General features: G+C 40.3%; 15 protein-coding genes. 9 read left to right on the top strand and 6 right to left on the bottom strand.

The features are described 5' to 3' along the window. The first annotated feature begins 237 nt into the window (after positions 1-237). Positions 238-3,117 (top strand): outer membrane beta-barrel protein, encoded by a 2,880-nt coding sequence (locus tag NK987_RS14545; protein ID WP_259264434.1) that lies wholly within the window; start codon positions 238-240, stop codon positions 3,115-3,117. A gap of 78 nt (positions 3,118-3,195) precedes the next feature. Here the strand turns inward: NK987_RS14545 and NK987_RS14540 are convergent, their stop codons facing one another. Next, positions 3,196-3,762 carry a fasciclin domain-containing protein gene (locus NK987_RS14540; protein ID WP_258424146.1) on the bottom strand — a complete coding sequence of 189 codons (567 nt, stop codon included), beginning with the start codon at positions 3,760-3,762 and terminating at the stop codon, positions 3,196-3,198. A gap of 130 nt (positions 3,763-3,892) precedes the next feature. Here NK987_RS14540 and pheS point away from each other — a divergent pair, with 130 nt between their 5' ends. Then, positions 3,893-4,921, top strand: a complete 1,029-nt coding sequence (gene pheS, locus NK987_RS14535; protein WP_259264433.1) for a phenylalanine--tRNA ligase subunit alpha — start codon at positions 3,893-3,895, stop codon at positions 4,919-4,921. A gap of 34 nt (positions 4,922-4,955) precedes the next feature. Here pheS and NK987_RS14530 read toward each other — a convergent pair whose 3' ends face one another. The 4 genes from NK987_RS14530 to NK987_RS14515 form a co-directional block, all read right to left on the bottom strand. Next, a complete protein-coding gene (locus tag NK987_RS14530) occupies positions 4,956-5,720 on the bottom strand; it encodes a geranylgeranylglyceryl/heptaprenylglyceryl phosphate synthase (RefSeq protein ID WP_259264432.1) in 765 nt (254 codons plus the stop codon). Further along, entirely contained in the window at positions 5,710-6,084 is a 375-nt protein-coding gene (locus tag NK987_RS14525; RefSeq protein WP_258424149.1) for a hypothetical protein, read from the bottom strand. The genes NK987_RS14530 and NK987_RS14525 overlap by 11 nt, the downstream gene beginning before the upstream one ends. After that, positions 6,074-6,433 (bottom strand): phage holin family protein, encoded by a 360-nt coding sequence (locus tag NK987_RS14520; RefSeq protein WP_258424150.1) that lies wholly within the window; start codon positions 6,431-6,433, stop codon positions 6,074-6,076. Before NK987_RS14520 ends, NK987_RS14525 begins: the two co-directional genes overlap by 11 nt. 66 nt (positions 6,434-6,499) lie before the next feature. Further along, positions 6,500-7,111: a YkgJ family cysteine cluster protein gene (locus NK987_RS14515; protein WP_259264431.1), complete on the bottom strand. Its 612-nt coding sequence runs from the start codon at positions 7,109-7,111 to the stop codon at positions 6,500-6,502. A 189-nt stretch (positions 7,112-7,300) separates the two neighbouring features. Here NK987_RS14515 and NK987_RS14510 point away from each other — a divergent pair, with 189 nt between their 5' ends. The 7 genes from NK987_RS14510 (at position 7,301) to NK987_RS14480 (ending at position 16,674) form a co-directional block, all read left to right on the top strand. Beyond that, positions 7,301-8,035, top strand: a complete 735-nt coding sequence (locus NK987_RS14510; protein WP_259264430.1) for an LOG family protein — start codon at positions 7,301-7,303, stop codon at positions 8,033-8,035. 2 nt (positions 8,036-8,037) lie between these two features. Continuing rightward, complete coding sequence (locus tag NK987_RS14505; RefSeq protein WP_259264429.1) at positions 8,038-8,985, top strand: lytic transglycosylase domain-containing protein; 948 nt, start codon at positions 8,038-8,040, stop codon at positions 8,983-8,985. A gap of 69 nt (positions 8,986-9,054) precedes the next feature. Continuing rightward, on the top strand, positions 9,055-10,884 hold the full coding sequence (locus NK987_RS14500) for an AsmA family protein (protein WP_259264428.1): 1,830 nt from the start codon (positions 9,055-9,057) through the stop codon (positions 10,882-10,884). Between the two features lie 164 nt (positions 10,885-11,048). After that, positions 11,049-13,880, top strand: a complete 2,832-nt coding sequence (gene uvrA / locus NK987_RS14495; RefSeq protein ID WP_258424155.1) for an excinuclease ABC subunit UvrA — start codon at positions 11,049-11,051, stop codon at positions 13,878-13,880. A gap of 93 nt (positions 13,881-13,973) precedes the next feature. Next, the gene (locus tag NK987_RS14490) at positions 13,974-15,026 is read left to right on the top strand and encodes a sensor histidine kinase (protein ID WP_259264427.1); all 1,053 of its coding nucleotides are present in this window, start codon (positions 13,974-13,976) and stop codon (positions 15,024-15,026) included. A gap of 12 nt (positions 15,027-15,038) precedes the next feature. Next, positions 15,039-15,773, top strand: coding sequence for a LytR/AlgR family response regulator transcription factor (locus NK987_RS14485; protein ID WP_258424157.1), 735 nt, complete (start codon positions 15,039-15,041; stop codon positions 15,771-15,773). A gap of 145 nt (positions 15,774-15,918) precedes the next feature. Continuing rightward, entirely contained in the window at positions 15,919-16,674 is a 756-nt protein-coding gene (locus NK987_RS14480; protein WP_241125922.1) for a LytR/AlgR family response regulator transcription factor, read from the top strand. A gap of 73 nt (positions 16,675-16,747) precedes the next feature. Here the strand turns inward: NK987_RS14480 and NK987_RS14475 are convergent, their stop codons facing one another. Beyond that, positions 16,748-17,104: a hypothetical protein gene (locus NK987_RS14475; RefSeq protein ID WP_259264426.1), complete on the bottom strand. Its 357-nt coding sequence runs from the start codon at positions 17,102-17,104 to the stop codon at positions 16,748-16,750. Between the last annotated feature and the right edge of the window lie 62 nt (positions 17,105-17,166).

Raw genomic sequence — 17,166 nt, 5'->3', positions numbered from 1 at the left:
AGATATATTTATGTGTAGTTAAGCAAATAAATTTTGAATTATTTTTGTTTTCTACTTTAAACCTCAGTTATGAGCCGATGTATGTAACTTCTCCCTTTTATCAAAATTCCTAATTATAATTAAAGGAATCTAATCCCCATTCAACCTAAATTTTATCCGATCAAAATTTTGCTTGATTTATACTTAAACTTTTTGACTTGGGACAATGTCTAAGCTGGGATATTTAAACTATTTCCCATGAAGATTTCTACTTTCAAAGCATTTTTCCTTTGCTTGCTTTTTATTTATTCTTTTGATTCCCAAGCCCAAAAACCCGAAGGAAGAACACAGAATCTCATCCTCAAAGGCCGAGTCATCGAAGGAGCTACAAAAGGACCAATGGTCGGTGCCAATGTGGTCATCAAGACGGTTACAGACTCGGTTTTGGTGAATACAGTAACAGGAGCAGACGGGACTTTTGAAATCAGCAGGCCAAGAATCCCATCTGTCCTGATTGAAGTTACTTTTTTGGGATTTGTAAAAATCAGCAAAACCCACAACAGAAGTGATGGTCTAGACCTCGGAACCTTGGTCTTATTGGAAGACAGCAAGCTCCTAGGCGAGGTTTTGATAGAAGGTCAGGTGGTAGTAGGAGAAGTTAAGGGCGATACGACATCATTCAATGCCAATGCTTTCAAAACAAGGGAAAACGGAGATGCCGAAGATTTGGTCAGAAAGCTTCCCGGAGTCACCATCCAAAATGGTGAAATCCAGGCTAAAGGCGAGCAGGTACAAAAAGTTTTGGTGGATGGCCGGGAATTTTTTGGAAGTGATCCGTTCCTTGCTTTGCGAAATCTACCTGCGGATGTCATCGACCGCGTCGAGATATTGGACCAAAGGTCAGACCAATCCAGACTTACAGGATTTGATGACGGCAATTATTCGCGAACCATCAATATCGTCACAAGACCGGATAAAAACACAGGACAGTTTGGGAGATTGTATGCGGGTGCAGGCACACAGGATAGATATGCTGCAGGGGGCAATTTCAATTATTTCAAAGGCAACAAAAGAATTTCTATCATTGGACTTTTCAATAACATCAACCAACAAAATTTTTCTTCTCAGGATTTGGTTGGAGTCAATGCCTCAAGTCAAGGGGGTGGGAACCGTGGAGGTGGAGGTGGAGGCGGTCGTCCCGGAGGCCAAGGATGGGGGGGCGGAAACAACAACTTCCTTGTCGGGCAGGATCAGGGAATCATTACCACAAACAGTGTAGGTTTGAATTACAGTGATAAATTCGGCAAAAAAATCAACTTCACAGGAAGCTACTTTTTCAATTCAACCAAGAATAATCTATTTAAACTTACCAATAGGGAAACAATTTTGTCTGAGACCACAAGGCAATTTTATGAGGAAAGCTTACTGAATACCATCACCAACAACAATCACCGTATCAATGGGAGGATAGAATATGACCTCAATCCAAAAAACGCCATCATCATTACCCCTTCCCTAAATTTCCAGAGCAACAATACTTACAACGACCGTGATGGGCTCAACCTTTCAGGCACATTGGATCCCTTGAGTAGCTCAAGAACAAAATCCAATGCCACCACGGACGGCTATAACCTGGCAAACAATTTTGTCTATCGGTACAAATTTGACAAACAGGGAAGGACAATTTCCACTACTGTCTACACTGCTTGGACCAAAAGAGACCAATATTCTGACCTAGTTGCCGCCAACCGGGATTTCATCAGAGATATCCGCGATACTATCAACCAAGAGACATTCGGACTTTCGGATGGCTTCAACTACCGGGCAACTTTACAATTCACGGAACCGGTCACAGAAAAATCGCTATTGACCATGTCTTACCAAGTGGGCAACAACAAAACTACTTCTGACCAAAAGACATTCAGCTTGATACCGGAAGCTGGCATTATGGTACTTGATACTGCATTGAGCAACCAATTCAACAACAAATTTATCGTCCAAAGACCAAGTGTAGGGTACAGCTATAGGTTTGAAAAATGGAATGTCAATGCCAACCTTGATTACCAATATGCGGTGCAGGACAATGAAAGCTTTTTTCCTAGAGAAGAACTTTTCAACCGCTCCTTCACCAATTTTCTTCCTGGTCTGAATGCCAATTATAGAAACCAAGAAAAAGGTACCTCTTTCAGGTTGCGGTATAGGACAAACACACAGGAACCAAGTGTAAATCAGCTTCAAAATGTAATCAACAACCAAAACCCTTTGCAGCTTTTAGTGGGAAATCCTAACCTTGGACAGTCATTCAGCCACAATGCCTTTATCAATTACTCCAAAATCAACTTAGCCAGATCAAAAACCTTCTTCACATTCATCTCCCTAAACCTGACTGAAGATTTTATTGGTACCAATACTTTTATTGCGCAATCCGATACCTTGATCAATGATCAAGTATTATTAAAACCCGGTGGGCAAATCAGTCGTCCGGAGAATTTTTCGGGTAATTTCAGGTCACGCTTATTTGTCACCTATGGCACCCCGATCAAAAGCTGGAAATCCCAGTTCAATCTGAATTCATCGGTTTCCTACAACAGGACGCCGGGGATGATCAATGGACAAAAAAATGCCAATGACAACATTGATTTGAGCCAAGGCTTGACCCTGACAAGTAACATCAGTAAAGACCTAGATTTTTCCGTTTCTACTACAGGGATTTATACCATTGTCAACAGTAGTTTACAATCCAATTTGGACCAGAATTACTATATCCAATCTTCCAATTTCAGATTCTACTATTCTCCAAACAAAGGGAAATTATTCATTTCCAATGTGGTCAACAATTCTTTATATAGAGGTCTTTCTCCCACTTTGGACCAATCAGTTTGGCTCTGGAATATTGAAGCCGGATATAGGTTTACCAAAGACAACAAAGCAGAACTGAAGCTTACAGTTTTTGATCTGCTCAACCAGAACAATGCCATCGGTAGGACCGTGTCAGATGTTTCCATTGAGGATACATTCACAAGGGTCCTAACCAGATATGGCCTGATTACCTTTTCCTATAATATTGGCAACTTCAAACCCCAAGCCGAAAGCCCTCAGCAGGGAAGACCCGGCGGTGGCGGTGGCAGGACTTGGTAACATAAAAAAAGAGACCTTTGACAAGGTCTCTTTTTCGTTTTGGGGATTTTGTTGCGAGATAGAAAGAAAAATTTGTTTTCAACCTTTTGGAAGAACAACTGAATCCACCACGTGGATTACACCATTTGACTGAAACACATCCTTGATAGTCACCATAGATTGGCCTCCATTCTCATCTGTGATATACAGGTCATTGCCTTTCATCCAAGCAGTCAACTTGCCTCCTTGTACGGTTGTCAAGACCGCTTTTCCGTTTCCTTTCTTGATTGCAGCAGCAATTTCTTTGGATCCCATTTTTCCTGCCACGACATGATAAGTCAAAATACCTGTTAGGGTTGCTTTGTTTTCAGGTTTCACCAAAGTCTCCACAGTTCCCTTAGGAAGTTTTGAAAATGCCGCATTTGTAGGGGCAAAAACTGTAAAAGGTCCCTCGGATTGCAATGTCTCTACCAAGCCTGCCGCCTGTACAGCTGCTACCAAAGTGGTGTGGTCTTTGGAATTGACCGCATTGGCGACAATATTCTTGGAAGGATACATCGGTGAACCCCCTACTTCTACTGTTTTTTCTTTTTGGCCAAATGCTCCTGAAGCATTTAACAGAAACAGAGCCAAAATGGCTGATTGAAATAATCTCATGGTTTTCATAATAAAATTGGTTTTGTTGTTTTGAAGAGAAATACGGAGAAGTCAAGCAAACTGGATTTTGGTATTTAAAAAAAAAGTGCTTTTCACATCATTTGTTTTAGATTTGTGACTCTGAAAAATTGAATGAAATATGCATCAGGAAAAAATAGAAGCCATCAAATCCGCCATCTTTGCTGCTGAAGCCGGCAATGAGGAGGAATTGGAGGCTTACAGGATGAAATTCATCAGCAAAAAAAGTGTGGTTGGGGAGCTTTTTGCAGAAATGAGAAATATTCCAAATGAACAAAAGAAGGAATATGGCCAATTGGTCAATGAAGTCAAGCAAATGGCCGATGCTAAATTTCAGGAGCTGATCGATCAGGTCAACCTTGCAAAAAAACAAACCAAATCCTTTGATCAGGACCTTACCTTACCGCCTACAAATATCGCGGCAGGTGGCATACATCCATTGACTTCAACGAGACAGCGCATCATCGAAATATTTGAAAGAATCGGCTTTAACCTTTCTGAGGGTCCTGAGATAGAAGACGATTGGCATAACTTCACAGCACTGAATTTTCCCGAAAACCATCCCGCAAGGGAAATGCAGGACACGTTTTTCTTGGAAAAAAATCCAGATGTGGCTTTGAGAACTCACACCTCCTCAGTACAGGTGCGCGTAATGGAAAACCAAAAGCCTCCGATTAGGACACTTTCTCCGGGCAGGGTTTACAGAAATGAGGCCATTTCAGCCAGAGCACATTGCATTTTTCATCAGGTGGAAGGTTTGTATGTGGATGAAAATGTGGGCTTCGCAGATTTAAAGAATACACTTTATCATTTTGCCAAGGAGATGTTTGGCAAAGAAACCAAAGTAAGGTTCCGGCCTTCTTTCTTCCCTTTTACCGAACCAAGTGCCGAGATAGATATCAGCTGTCTGATCTGCGGAGGCAAAGGCTGTAATGTCTGCAAAGGCTCAGGTTGGGTAGAAATTGGTGGATCTGGAATGGTGGATCCCAATGTCTTGGAAAATTGTGGCATTGATTCCAAAAAATATACTGGCTTTGCCTTCGGGATGGGTATAGAAAGAATCGCGATGCTCAAATATCAGATCAAAGACCTTCGCTTATTTACAGAAAATGATGTGAGGTTTCTCCGGCAATTCAAACCAATGCTTTGAACCAAGCGCTTTTCGGGAAACCGGAAAGCGCTTTTTAATTGGAAAATACCCTAAAAGTCTCCAGAATTGATGCTGCTTCACGGACTAGCTGAAGGTTTTTTCCTGCTCCATTTCCCAGAACGACAAGGTCAGCTCCAGAAGCAAAAGCTGTTTGTATTTTTTCTTTGGAATTCAGTCCTCCGCCAACCATCAAAGGCGATTTGATTTTTTTCTTGACAGCCTTGATAAGTTCAGGAGACACAGGATTGGGAGCCCCACTCCCTGCATCAAGATAAAAATACTGTAACCCTAGAAAATACCCTGCCAATGCCGTAGCAACTGCCAATTCTGGATGGTGGTTTGGAAGAGGAATCGTCTGACTGATATAATGGACACTTGTGGTCTGACCTCCATCTACCAGCATATAGCCTGTCGGAAGTACCTCTACTTTACTTTTGTCCAAAATCGGGGCGATACTAACATGTTGGCCAATGAGCAAATCCGGATTCCTTCCTGAAATCAGGGATAGAAATAAAATTGCATCTGCCAAAGGTGAAAACTGAAGTGAATTACCAGGAAAAATAACAGTGGGAATGTCCTCGGTAATGCTTCGGATAAATTTGATGATATCTCCTATTGTGTTTTGTTGAATCAGACTGCCACCCAAAAAGAAAAAATCTATTTTAAGCTCAACCGCTTCTCTCACCTGCTCTTCAAATTGAATGGGAGAATGTATATCATCCGGGTCTATAAGCCAGGCGATTCCTTTTCGGCCGGAATCGGCCAATTCACGAAGCTTGAGGCTTACTTTATTTTGCATCCTCCCCGGGTTTGATTTTAGGTTCGTTCAGCTTGTTTGCAAATTGTTCTCTTCCATAATTGACCGCTATCGGAAGCAGCACTGCACTTAATCTTCCCAAAAATCCGGGTTCAAGTTTTCTGGTAAGTTTTTCTCTTATCTCTTCATCCAAAAGACCTTCCCTTTCCAAAGTTTGAAGGACTCGTTTTGTCTTATTGTTTTTTTTTCTTCCAAAAATCCGGTAGGCAGCAAAAGCCACAAGACCTCCTGCGAGAACTGCGCCTCCTATTTTGATATAATCCCCGGATTCTTTCTTGACCATATCAAGTTGTACTTTAAGAGTCTGCTCAAGTTCTTCCGCTTTTTTGTTCAGCTCATTCTTCATTATCGGATCTTTTTTTTGGCCTGAAAATAAATGCTTTGATCACTTCCTGAAAACTACGGACAAGTGTCCTTGAATCTTTTAAGAAATAAAGCAAAACCAATAGCAGCAAATAAATCAAGGCAACGTACATAAAGCCCTTAAAAGGCGAACGCATCAAATCACTTAGGTAAAATGCAAATGAAAAACTTGCAAAAAACAATACCATCACAGAGACTGTACCCATAACCATAAGGAGAAACATCCTTGCCATGACTGTGGAAACCTGCTCATTGATTTCATCTTTTACAAGTTGAACCCTCACCTCGATGAGCTGCTTGATCGTTTGTATGATTTCAGATACATTCAGCATAATTGGTAATTTAGGAAGCGCCTATAGATTTTTTATTTCTTTACAATATACGTCAAAAAGACCATTTCAGAAACTTTCGGCAGCTTCTGATGTTTCGCTGCCTTCATAATATTTGAATCTCAAAACCGCTTCCAATGCTTTTTGAATAGCTTTATTGATCGGCATCTGCTCTGAAGTCAATTGGAAATCAATATTGTACAGTTGAGAATAGGCACTACTGCTCAAAGGTACAGGCATTCCTTCGTTTACAGAAAGAGACGCCGATTCGTATTGCTCTTTTTTGCTTTCCTTTATTTTCTTACAGGTGATTATTTCTTTTTTTCCGGTCCTATTGGTCCTCGCAGATGAACCAAAAAGCCTGCAAATCATCCCTCTGTTTTGATAATCAGAACAAAACCCCATCGCAGCATCAAGTGATGTGGCTTTATAAATGATACAATAATCGGCTTCGCTTTTTGCATCCAAAATCTCAAGTGCTTTTTCGGCCTTCCCTTTTTCATAGAGATCAAAAGCCAAAGGCAAAAACTCCAATATCGAAGCGCTTACTTTTGGATTGGAACAGCAATACCCACAACCTGCTATGCAGCCAATCTGACTCGCATCAATAAATAGCTTGATTTCGGCATCCAATTCTTCAAATACCCTTCTTACTTCCTGCGACTTCTGTTGAAGATTCATGTTCCCGATTTTTAAAAGCCTGCGAAAGTAAAAAGAGTTCTGTATCAAAACAATAGCTCTCAACGAATCATTTTTGGGTTTTTGGTTTCCACCATTTATCAGTACTTACTTTCCTTTACAATTCATTAAATCCTATCTTTATCCGTCCCAAATTTGTAGAGGAGAAAAAAACAATTTTAATGCATTAACATGAGCAGCAGGTTTGACAATTTTGAAGAAAAGAGAGAAGAAAAAATCCGAAAAGCTTTTAAGGAGCGCGATTGGAACGAAATAAAGAGCGCAGATTCTTGGGCAATTTTTAAAGTAATTGCTGAATTTGTAGAGGGATTTGAGAAACTTTCCAAAATCGGCCCCTGTGTTTCAGTCTTCGGTTCGGCGAGAACTCCTTCTGATAATCCCCATTATATCATGGCTGAAGAAATATCAGCCAAACTCGTCCGCCACGGTTATGGCGTCATCACCGGGGGTGGGCCCGGAATCATGGAAGCAGCCAATAAAGGGGCAAGCTCGGAAAACGGCAAGTCTGTCGGACTCTGTATCAAACTCCCTTTTGAAGCCAAGGGAAACATCTATATCGATCCTGATAAAATGATCATGTTTGATTATTTCTTTGTCCGAAAGGTCATGTTCACTAAATACTCCCAAGGCTTTGTTGTGCTTCCGGGTGGCTTTGGCACTTTGGATGAGCTTTTCGAAGCATTTACCCTGATCCAAACCATCAAAATAGGCAGGTTCCCAATTGTTTTGGTTGGTAAGGCTTTTTGGGAAGGCCTCATTGACTGGATCAAAAATACCCTGCTGGAAAAATATAATTATATAAGCAGAGAAGACCTTGACCTATTTTATCTGGTCGATGATGCGACAGAAGCTGTGAAAGTAATTGATGATTTTTACAGCAAATATTTACTCACTCCTAACTATTGATTTTGAGACGCTACCACCTTTTTGTTATCTACACCCTGATTGCAGGACTTCTGGCCTGGAATCTTTTTCTGCAGTTTGGAAAAAAGACCGAAAACCCAAATACCGAAGAAGTTCTTGTCCGTTCAGCTGAAGGAGAGCAGTTTAGGATCAGCATTCCCGAGTCAAAAGTGAGGATTTTTGAAATTCCCCAAAAACTCACTTTTGCAGATGAGCCGGTTCCCCTTGAACAAACAGATGTTAAGGAAAGGTTTGAAAGGGAGATTTATGTCAATGTCTATTGGCAGTCCAATATGATTTTGCTGATGAAAAGAGCAGGCAAATACCTGCCGACAATTGAAAAAATACTTCGGGAACAAGGAGTCCCTGATGATTTCAAATACCTGGCAATGACCGAATCAGGCCTGATGAATGTGGTTTCTCCGGCAGGTGCAAGAGGATTTTGGCAGATTATGCCCGGCACGGCAAAAGATTACAAACTGGAAGTAAGTGACGATGTGGATGAAAGATATCATCTCGAAAAATCAACTTTGGTGGCGTGCAAATACCTGAAAACTGCCTACAGCAAATTTGGAAATTGGACTTCTGTCGCAGCAAGCTATAATATCGGCATCACCGGAATCAGAAAAAGAAAAGAAGAACAAAACCAAAGCAATTATTACAACCTTCACCTCGTGGAAGAGACAAGCAGGTATCTATTTAGGATCTTGGCTTTTAAGGAAATCTTTGAAAATCCGGGTAAGTACGGATTTGAATTGTCTGAAAAAGACCTGTATCAGCAACCTCTTTTCAGGGAATTGAAAGTAACCCAATCGATTAACAGTCTGGCCAATTGGGCTATCCTCCACAACAGCAACTATAAAGAATTGAAAATCCATAACCCTTGGCTCAGATCCCAAAAGCTAAAAATCGGAAGGAATCAGGATTATATCATCAAGTTGCCCATAAACTGACGGATTTTCAATCAATAGTTATTTTAGTCTTTATTTTTTAGATAAATTGAATCAGTTTATTTCCTTTCTATGAAAAAAATCTTGATTGCATTTACTGTCATATTTATCATTGGTTTTTTTGCATTCAAAAGCATCCCTACGGTTGTAAATAAATACCTGAATAGCAATGCTGACAGGCTGATATCCAATATGATTACCCGCACGAGCAGTTTTGGTGAGCACGAGGTTACTTTTGGAGACATTTCCCTCAACTACGATTATTTTGGCACTTACCTTAAAATCAAAAACATAAAAGTAACCCCTTCAGAAAACTTGGGGAAAGAGAGAATAACAGTGAATCTGACAGTGGACAACATTGACCTGACAGGATTCAAATGGTTCCCATTTCTATTCAGAAACACCATTTCAGTTGATTCGGCGATCCTGGACAATATCAAAGTCATTTCCTCTTCGCCTCCTTGGGACTCTCTCTTTAACGAACCCAAAAAACCGAAGAATAAAAACGGCAAAGAGTATGACCTGATTGAAGTAAAAAACTTCAGTTTGAAGGATTTTTCAGTTCAAATAAAAAACAATCTTTATGATTCAGTCAGGGTCTCTCTTGTCAACATGAACGTCAATGCAAAGGAATTTAGGCTTACTAAAGAAGATATAGAAAACCCAAAAGCTCTTTTTGATGTGGAAATGATACATGGCAGCATAGAAAAAGCCCAATTCCATTTTGATAAATTCCGTCAGTCAACCTTGGTAAAGGACATTGTTTTTGACACCAAAACAAAGAAGATGACTTTCGGGTATATTGGGCTTCACAACAAACTCGATCGATATGCCTACACTTCTTTGTTTCCTGAAAGACAAAGTTGGATCGACATCAGCAAAACCAAAATGGAATTGGCAGGGGTGAATTTTGGAAGCTACCTCAAAAAAGGCATCGTCGAAGTGGATACTCTTACCGCAAACGGACTTCATCTGGAGCTTTTTGTTGATAAAAGAAAGAAAGAGGACCTAAATAAAAGGCCCCAAATGATCCATCAAACAATGGAAAACCTCAAGCAGATCATCCATATTGAACATCTATTCATCAACGATTCCTATATAAAAATCGAAGAGAGGCCCGACAACGCATCGCCCCGATCCGCCTTTTTGTATTTTTCAGATATCAATGCCCACATTACAAACGTCTCCAATTTTGTTGAGAGACAAGGAAAAAACAGGATGCTAGAAATGAACCTTACGGCAAAATTGATGGGTGAAGGTCCTCTGACGGCCAATGTCAAATTTGACCTAGAAAAACCTGACGGTAGATTTACTTTAAAAGGAACCATGGGAAAAATGAACCTCAAAGTTTTGAATTCTATGATTGAACCCGAATCCAAAGTAGGTTTGAAATCAGGAATAATCAACAGGCTGGATTTTAATATACTTGCAAATGATTATGATGGTTCAGGGGAATTGATTATCCGGTATGAAAACCTTGAAGTAGAGTTGCTGAACAAAGACTATGAATCAGATGAAAAAGTGCTGAGAAAAATCGGGGCGTTATTGGCAAACAAAATCATCATCAAATCCAATAATCCCAATAAAAAAGGTGAGGTTCAAAAAGGAAACGTGTACTTCATCAGAGAACCTCACAAATCCATGTTCGCCTATTGGTGGAAGCTGATCTTTTCGGGTATGAAATCTACCATTACCAAGGAAAGCATGGAAGAAATGAAGCAAAAAGCTTTGGATAAAAAACAAGCAAGCCCCCTCGGATCGATGACAGCTACTTCAAGCAACGCATCGAAAGAGGAAACCAAGGAATCAAAAAAACATCAAAAGGAAGATAAAAAGCTGGAAAGAAAAACCAAAAGAGAAGAGAAAAAAGCGGCAAAAACTGAAAGTGCCTTCCACAACTGACATGATGGAAAATTAAAGTCCTGTACTTATCAGCAAATATCCTTTACATCCCATTTTTTAATAAACCTTAATTCCTTATTCGGGGTTTTATGATAGGATTCATCTGGGATTCCCCCCCAATAATTCGTACTTTTGCAAGCTTGAATAAAATGCAAAATCCCTCCATGTCAGAATTGTCAATAGAGAAAAAAGAAGAATTTATCGAAATTTTTGGAGCTCGGGAACACAACCTGAAAAACGTCGATATCAGTATCCCAAGGAATAAATTGGTAGTCATCACTGGGCTGAGTGGAAGCGGAAAAAGTTCACTTGCCTTTGATACCATCTACGCTGAGGGACAAAGGCGGTATATGGAAAGTTTTTCCGCTTATGCCCGTTCTTTTTTGGGAGGCATGGAGCGCCCTGATGTAGATAAAATCAATGGCTTATCTCCTGTCATTTCCATTGAACAAAAAACAACTTCCAAAAACCCAAGATCTACAGTCGGCACGGTAACTGAAATCTATGACTTTATGAGGTTGCTCTATGCGAGGGCAGGTGAAGCCTACTCTTACCTCACCGGGCAAAAAATGATCCGTCAAACAGAAGATCAGATCATTGAACAATTGTTTGACAAATTCAAAAACCAAAAACTTTACATCCTAGCCCCTATTGTAAAAGGACGAAAAGGGCATTACAGGGAGCTGTTTGAGCAGATCCGCAAAATGGGTTTTTCAAAAGTCCGGATTGATGGAGTTGTCATGGATGTGGTGCCTAAGATGCAGGTGGATCGGTACAAAATCCATGATATAGAAATCGTCATTGATAGAATTGTAGCGGAGGAGGAAGATAGATTCCGGATCAGTCAGTCGCTGAAAACGGGACTTCAACATGGCAAGGGAGTCATCATGCTCCGGGACGAGAAGGGAGATATCCACCATTTTTCCAAATATTTGATGGATCCTGTCACCGGGCTGTCTTATGATGAACCCGCTCCCAACAGCTTTTCATTCAACAGCCCTTATGGGGCATGTCCCACTTGCAATGGCTTGGGGGTTATCGAAGAAATTACCATCGAAAATATCATTCCCGATCGCAGTCTAAGTATCAGCAGAGGGGGGATTGCGCCGTTGGGAGAGTACAGGGATGTTTGGATATTCAAAAAAGTGGAAGCCATCCTGAAACATTACAAATGCAGCATTACCACACCGATAGAAAATCTCCCCCAAGAAGTCATCGATATTTTGCTTTACGGAGACAAGATAGAAGTAGCTGTAGAATCAGTAAAATACCCGGGTACAGAATGGCATACAACTTTTGAAGGAATAGTGAATTTCCTCCAAAAACAACAGGAAGGCGGAACAGAAAAAATATTGGATTGGGTCAATGAATTTACCACTTCCAAAACCTGCCCCGATTGCAATGGTTATAGGCTAAAGAAAGAAGCCCTGCATTTCAAAATTGATGAAAAACACATCGGCGAGCTTTCCATGATGGATATTACCGCCTTGGGAAGTTGGTTTGAAGGTCTGGAAAGCAGAATGTCAGACAGACAGCAGATTATCGGCAAAGAAGTTTTGAAAGAAATCAGAAAAAGGATAGGATTCCTTTTGGATATAGGATTGGATTACCTTTCATTAAACAGGCCTTTGCGAACCCTTTCAGGGGGGGAAGCCCAGAGGATTAGGCTAGCGACGCAGATCGGAACACAATTGGTTGGCGTGCTGTATATCTTGGATGAACCTAGTATCGGGCTTCACCAAAGAGACAACGTCAAACTGATCAAAGCCCTTCAGGACCTCCGGGATTTGGGCAACTCTGTCCTCGTCGTAGAGCATGACAAAGACATGATGTTGCTTTCTGACTATGTGGTGGACATTGGTCCCGGCGCAGGTAGACATGGCGGCCAAATCGTGGCAGCCGGTACGCCGGATGAGTTTTTGAAATTGAGAAGCATCACAGGAAAATACCTCACAGGCGAACTTAAAATAAAAGTGCCCGCTGAAAGGAGAAAAGGAAGCGGCAACTTCCTCCAACTCAAAGGCGCAAAAGGAAATAACCTGAAAAACGTAAATCTTAAACTTCCCTTAAGTACGATGATCTGTATCACGGGAGTTTCGGGTAGCGGAAAAAGTTCTCTCATCCATGAGACCTTGTTCCCGATATTGAACCATCATTTTTACAATTCAAAAAAAGAGCCTCTTAACTATGATAGCATAGATGGATTGAAGCACTTGGACAAAGTAATCGAAGTAGACCAATCCCCAATCGGACGAACTCCAAGATCCAATCCTGCCACCTATACAGGTGTTTTTTCTGATATCAGAACATTATTTACAGAACTACCGGAATCCAAAATCAGAGGTTACAAACCAGGTCGGTTTAGTTTCAATGTCAAAGGAGGCAGGTGTGAAGATTGTGAGGGAGCAGGAATGAAACTGATCGAAATGGACTTTCTCCCAGATGTCCATATCCCATGTGAAACCTGCAAAGGAAAGCGGTATAACAGGGAAACTTTGGAGGTCCGATTTAAAGGGAAATCCATCTCCGATGTTTTGGATATGACTGTGGAGCAAGCTGTAGAGTTTTTTGAAAACCAACCAAAAATCCTCAGAAGAATCCAAACGCTTAATGATGTCGGGCTTGGCTACATTACATTGGGACAGCATGCTACTACCCTATCAGGAGGAGAGGCCCAGCGGGTCAAGTTGGCTACCGAACTTTCCAAAAAAGATACTGGGAAAACTTTCTATATCCTCGATGAACCTACCACAGGTCTTCATTTTCAGGATATTGAGCATTTGTTGGAAGTTTTAAACAGACTTGTGGAAAAAGGGAATACAGTACTAATCATTGAGCATAACATGGATGTGATCAAAATGGCTGACTATGTAGTGGACATTGGTCATGAAGGGGGCGAAAAAGGAGGGAGGATCATTGCAGAAGGCACTCCCGAACAAATCGCTAAAGACAAAATGAGCTATACGGCAAAGTTCCTAAGAGAAGAATTGAACTGATAGAAGTATATGACCTCCAAAGGCCCTGATTTTACCTATCAATAAAAAACAATGAATGCATAAAGAGGTCATGTCTATATTTGAGCTAAGGCCATGAATAGGACGAGATTATATTGGATATTACAGATTTTGGGTTGGTCAGGATATGCTTTGATCAACCTTTTCTTTGTTTCTTTGGATAGAAGAATCACCCCTGTACAGATAGGGGCATATTCTTCATTGGCGGCCTTTTACTTTTTGTCTACCCATGCATTCCGATATGCAATCAAAAAATATGGTTGGCTGAACTTAGATTTCGCCAAGCTCCTTTCCAATACTGTACTCACCCTTGCTTTACTCAGCATTTTGAATACCATCGCCCAGATCATTATCAGTTGGGTATTTGGTACGCTCAATCCCGAAACCGAATTTAGGTTGATCGTTATATCTGGAAATATCTTTGTCGGCTTCCTCTTTTATTCGCTTTGGAGCATGGTGTATTTCCTTTTTCATTTCTTGGATAGCTATAACCAATCCCTCAGGTATCAGGCAAAAATCAATGAGATCCAGCTCAACCATCTCAAAAGCCAGCTCAATCCCCATTTTATATTCAACGCCTTGAACAGCGTGCGTGCATTGGTGGATGAAGATCCTGCAAAGGCGAAACTTGCCATAACCCAACTATCTAATATCTTGAGATTTTCCCTGATGATGGATAAAAAGAGGACAATCGATTTTGAAAATGAAATCAATACAGTAAAAGATTATCTTAACTTGGAGACTATCAGGTTTGAGGAGCGTCTCCAGGTCAAATATGATATCGAACCTTCGGCATATGATTATAAAATACCGCCCATGATGCTGCAGACTATTGTTGAAAATGCCATCAAACACGGTATTTCTACAAGGGTAAAAGGCGGATTGGTGGAAATCAAATGCAAAGAAGGAATCACCGATGACCTGATCATTCAGGTCAGAAACAGCGGGCAGCTGAAAAACAACGGAATGGTCCGAAAAAAAGAAAGAGAAGGCCATGGGATCAACAATACCATGCAGCGATTGAGGCTCATTTATGGTGACCGGGCTTCCTTCAAGATATTCAATTCAGAAAGTGATTTTGTAATTACCGAAATAAAAATTCCAAAACAAAACCCTACATTAGGTTAAAAATTCAATAAGATGAGAGCACTTGTAATAGACGACGAAAGACTGGCAAGGAAAGAACTGATCAACTTGCTTTCCCAATACGACCAAGTTGAGATAGTAGGCGAAGCCAATAATGTGGATGATGCCAAAGAAAAAATCGAGGCATTGGCACCGGATGTGGTCTTTCTTGATATCCAAATGCCTGAAAAAACGGGATTCGATTTGTTGGAAGAATTGGACAATGTACCACATGTTGTATTTACGACTGCCTACGATGAATATGCCATCAAAGCCTTTCAGGTCAATGCTTTGGATTACCTTTTGAAGCCCATAGAACCAAAGCGACTGGGTGAAGCCATCGAGCGTCTATTGAAAAAACTGAATGAAAACCAGGAAAAATCAGAGGAAATAGGGGCTTTTGCAGGTCGAAAACTTACCCTTGATGACCAAGTGTTTGTAAAAGACGGAGACCGTTGCTGGTTTGTAAAATTATCCAATGTGAGACTTTTTGAATCCGACGGAAACTACATCAAAGTATATTTTGATAATTTCAAGCCAATGATCCACAAATCACTTAATGCTTTGGATGAAAGATTGAGTGAGAAATCATTCTTCAGAGCAAGTAGAAAACACATCATTAACCTGAGTTGGGTGGAGGCCATCGAGCCTTGGTTCAACGGAGGATTGGTGGTGACTTTGAAAGGTGGAGACAGAATCGAAGTCAGCAGAAGACAGGCTGCAAGATTTAAGGACATGATGAGTTTATAAAACGAAATAATTGATTATTAGAGAAATTTCAAATAAATATTGATTGTGAAAACTAAAATTTGTAAATAGTCACTCGTATAATTTTCACCACCAATAAAATCTATTTAATAATTATTTTAACGTATTATTTCCCGATAAAAATCATATGAAAGAGGAAAGAATCCTGATCGTCGAAGATGATGTAAACATAGCCGAAAACATTGAAGAGATTTTAGAACTTTTAGGTTACGTCAACATTGACATCGCAAACTCCGCCAACCAAGCCATCAAAGTCGTCAAAAAATACAGACCCGACTTGGTATTTATGGATATCAAGCTGAAGGGAGATAAAGACGGTATCGAATTGGGAGAAATCATCAAACAAATGGTCGATGCACCGTTAGTTTATGTGACCTCATACAGTGACCCTACCATCATTGAAAGAGCAAAAAGAATCAATCCGGCAGGTTTTATTGTAAAACCATTTAACACCAATGACATCCATGCCATTGTAGAAATTGTGCTTTACAACAAAAGAACCAAACCTGCAGCAGAAACCGTAGCAGTAAGAACAAAGGACGAAAGCCCGTATCTTGTCGTAGACGCGGTTTTTATCAAAGCAGACAATGCGTATGAAAGGGTCCCTTATGAAGAGATCTATTATGTCGAGGCTAATGGAAATATGGTTACCATATACACCAAAGCACGGAATTTCACCATCAGAAAATCGATGAAAGACATGGAAGAAAAACTTCCACCACATCTTTTCCTGAGGGTACAAAAATCCTTTATTGTGCAGCTTGCACAGATAGAAAGCTTCAACACCAAAGACATCAACCTTAAAATGGGTGCGGTAGTCCAAGTAGGTAGGCAATATTATAACAGCTTCCTCGCTAAACTGAATACAATTACTGAAAGTTAATTTTTCAGGAAAAAGAAAAAAGGTGAGCATGACTCACCTTTTTTTTATTCAAAAAACCAAACAATCAACTAAACTATCTTACAAGGTAGAATTCTTGGCCTACTGAGTCCGTAACGAATAGTGCCTTTTCAAAAGATCCTTTAAACTTTTTCTTAATTTCTTCTTTATCACCGTAAAATTCGGCTACCACTTCTCCATATTTATTGATAATGGTGATAGTCGGAAGTTCTTTCAGATCAGAAAGATCCAATTCAAATTCTTGGATAACATTCTCCTGAACTTCACCCAATCCCAAATTAAATTCCATCGGGATTACCTCGTTGATTCGATCAACTTTCGCCTCGGCCTTAGCAGCCCACAAGATTGTCAATGCCATCATTAATCCTAAAAAGGCACAAACTGTTTTTTGAGTTAAAATAGTTGGTTTCATTTTCTTCTTTTATTTGTAATTGTGTAAGGTTTAATTTCTTTACCTGCTTTCAATGTGGCAGG

This window comes from Aquiflexum gelatinilyticum, assembly GCF_024813435.1.
GTDB classification, from domain to species: Bacteria; Bacteroidota; Bacteroidia; order Cytophagales; family Cyclobacteriaceae; genus Cognataquiflexum; species Cognataquiflexum gelatinilyticum.
The sequence above is the reverse complement of the archived record's forward strand: the minus strand, read 5'-3'. Positions and strand labels throughout refer to the sequence as shown.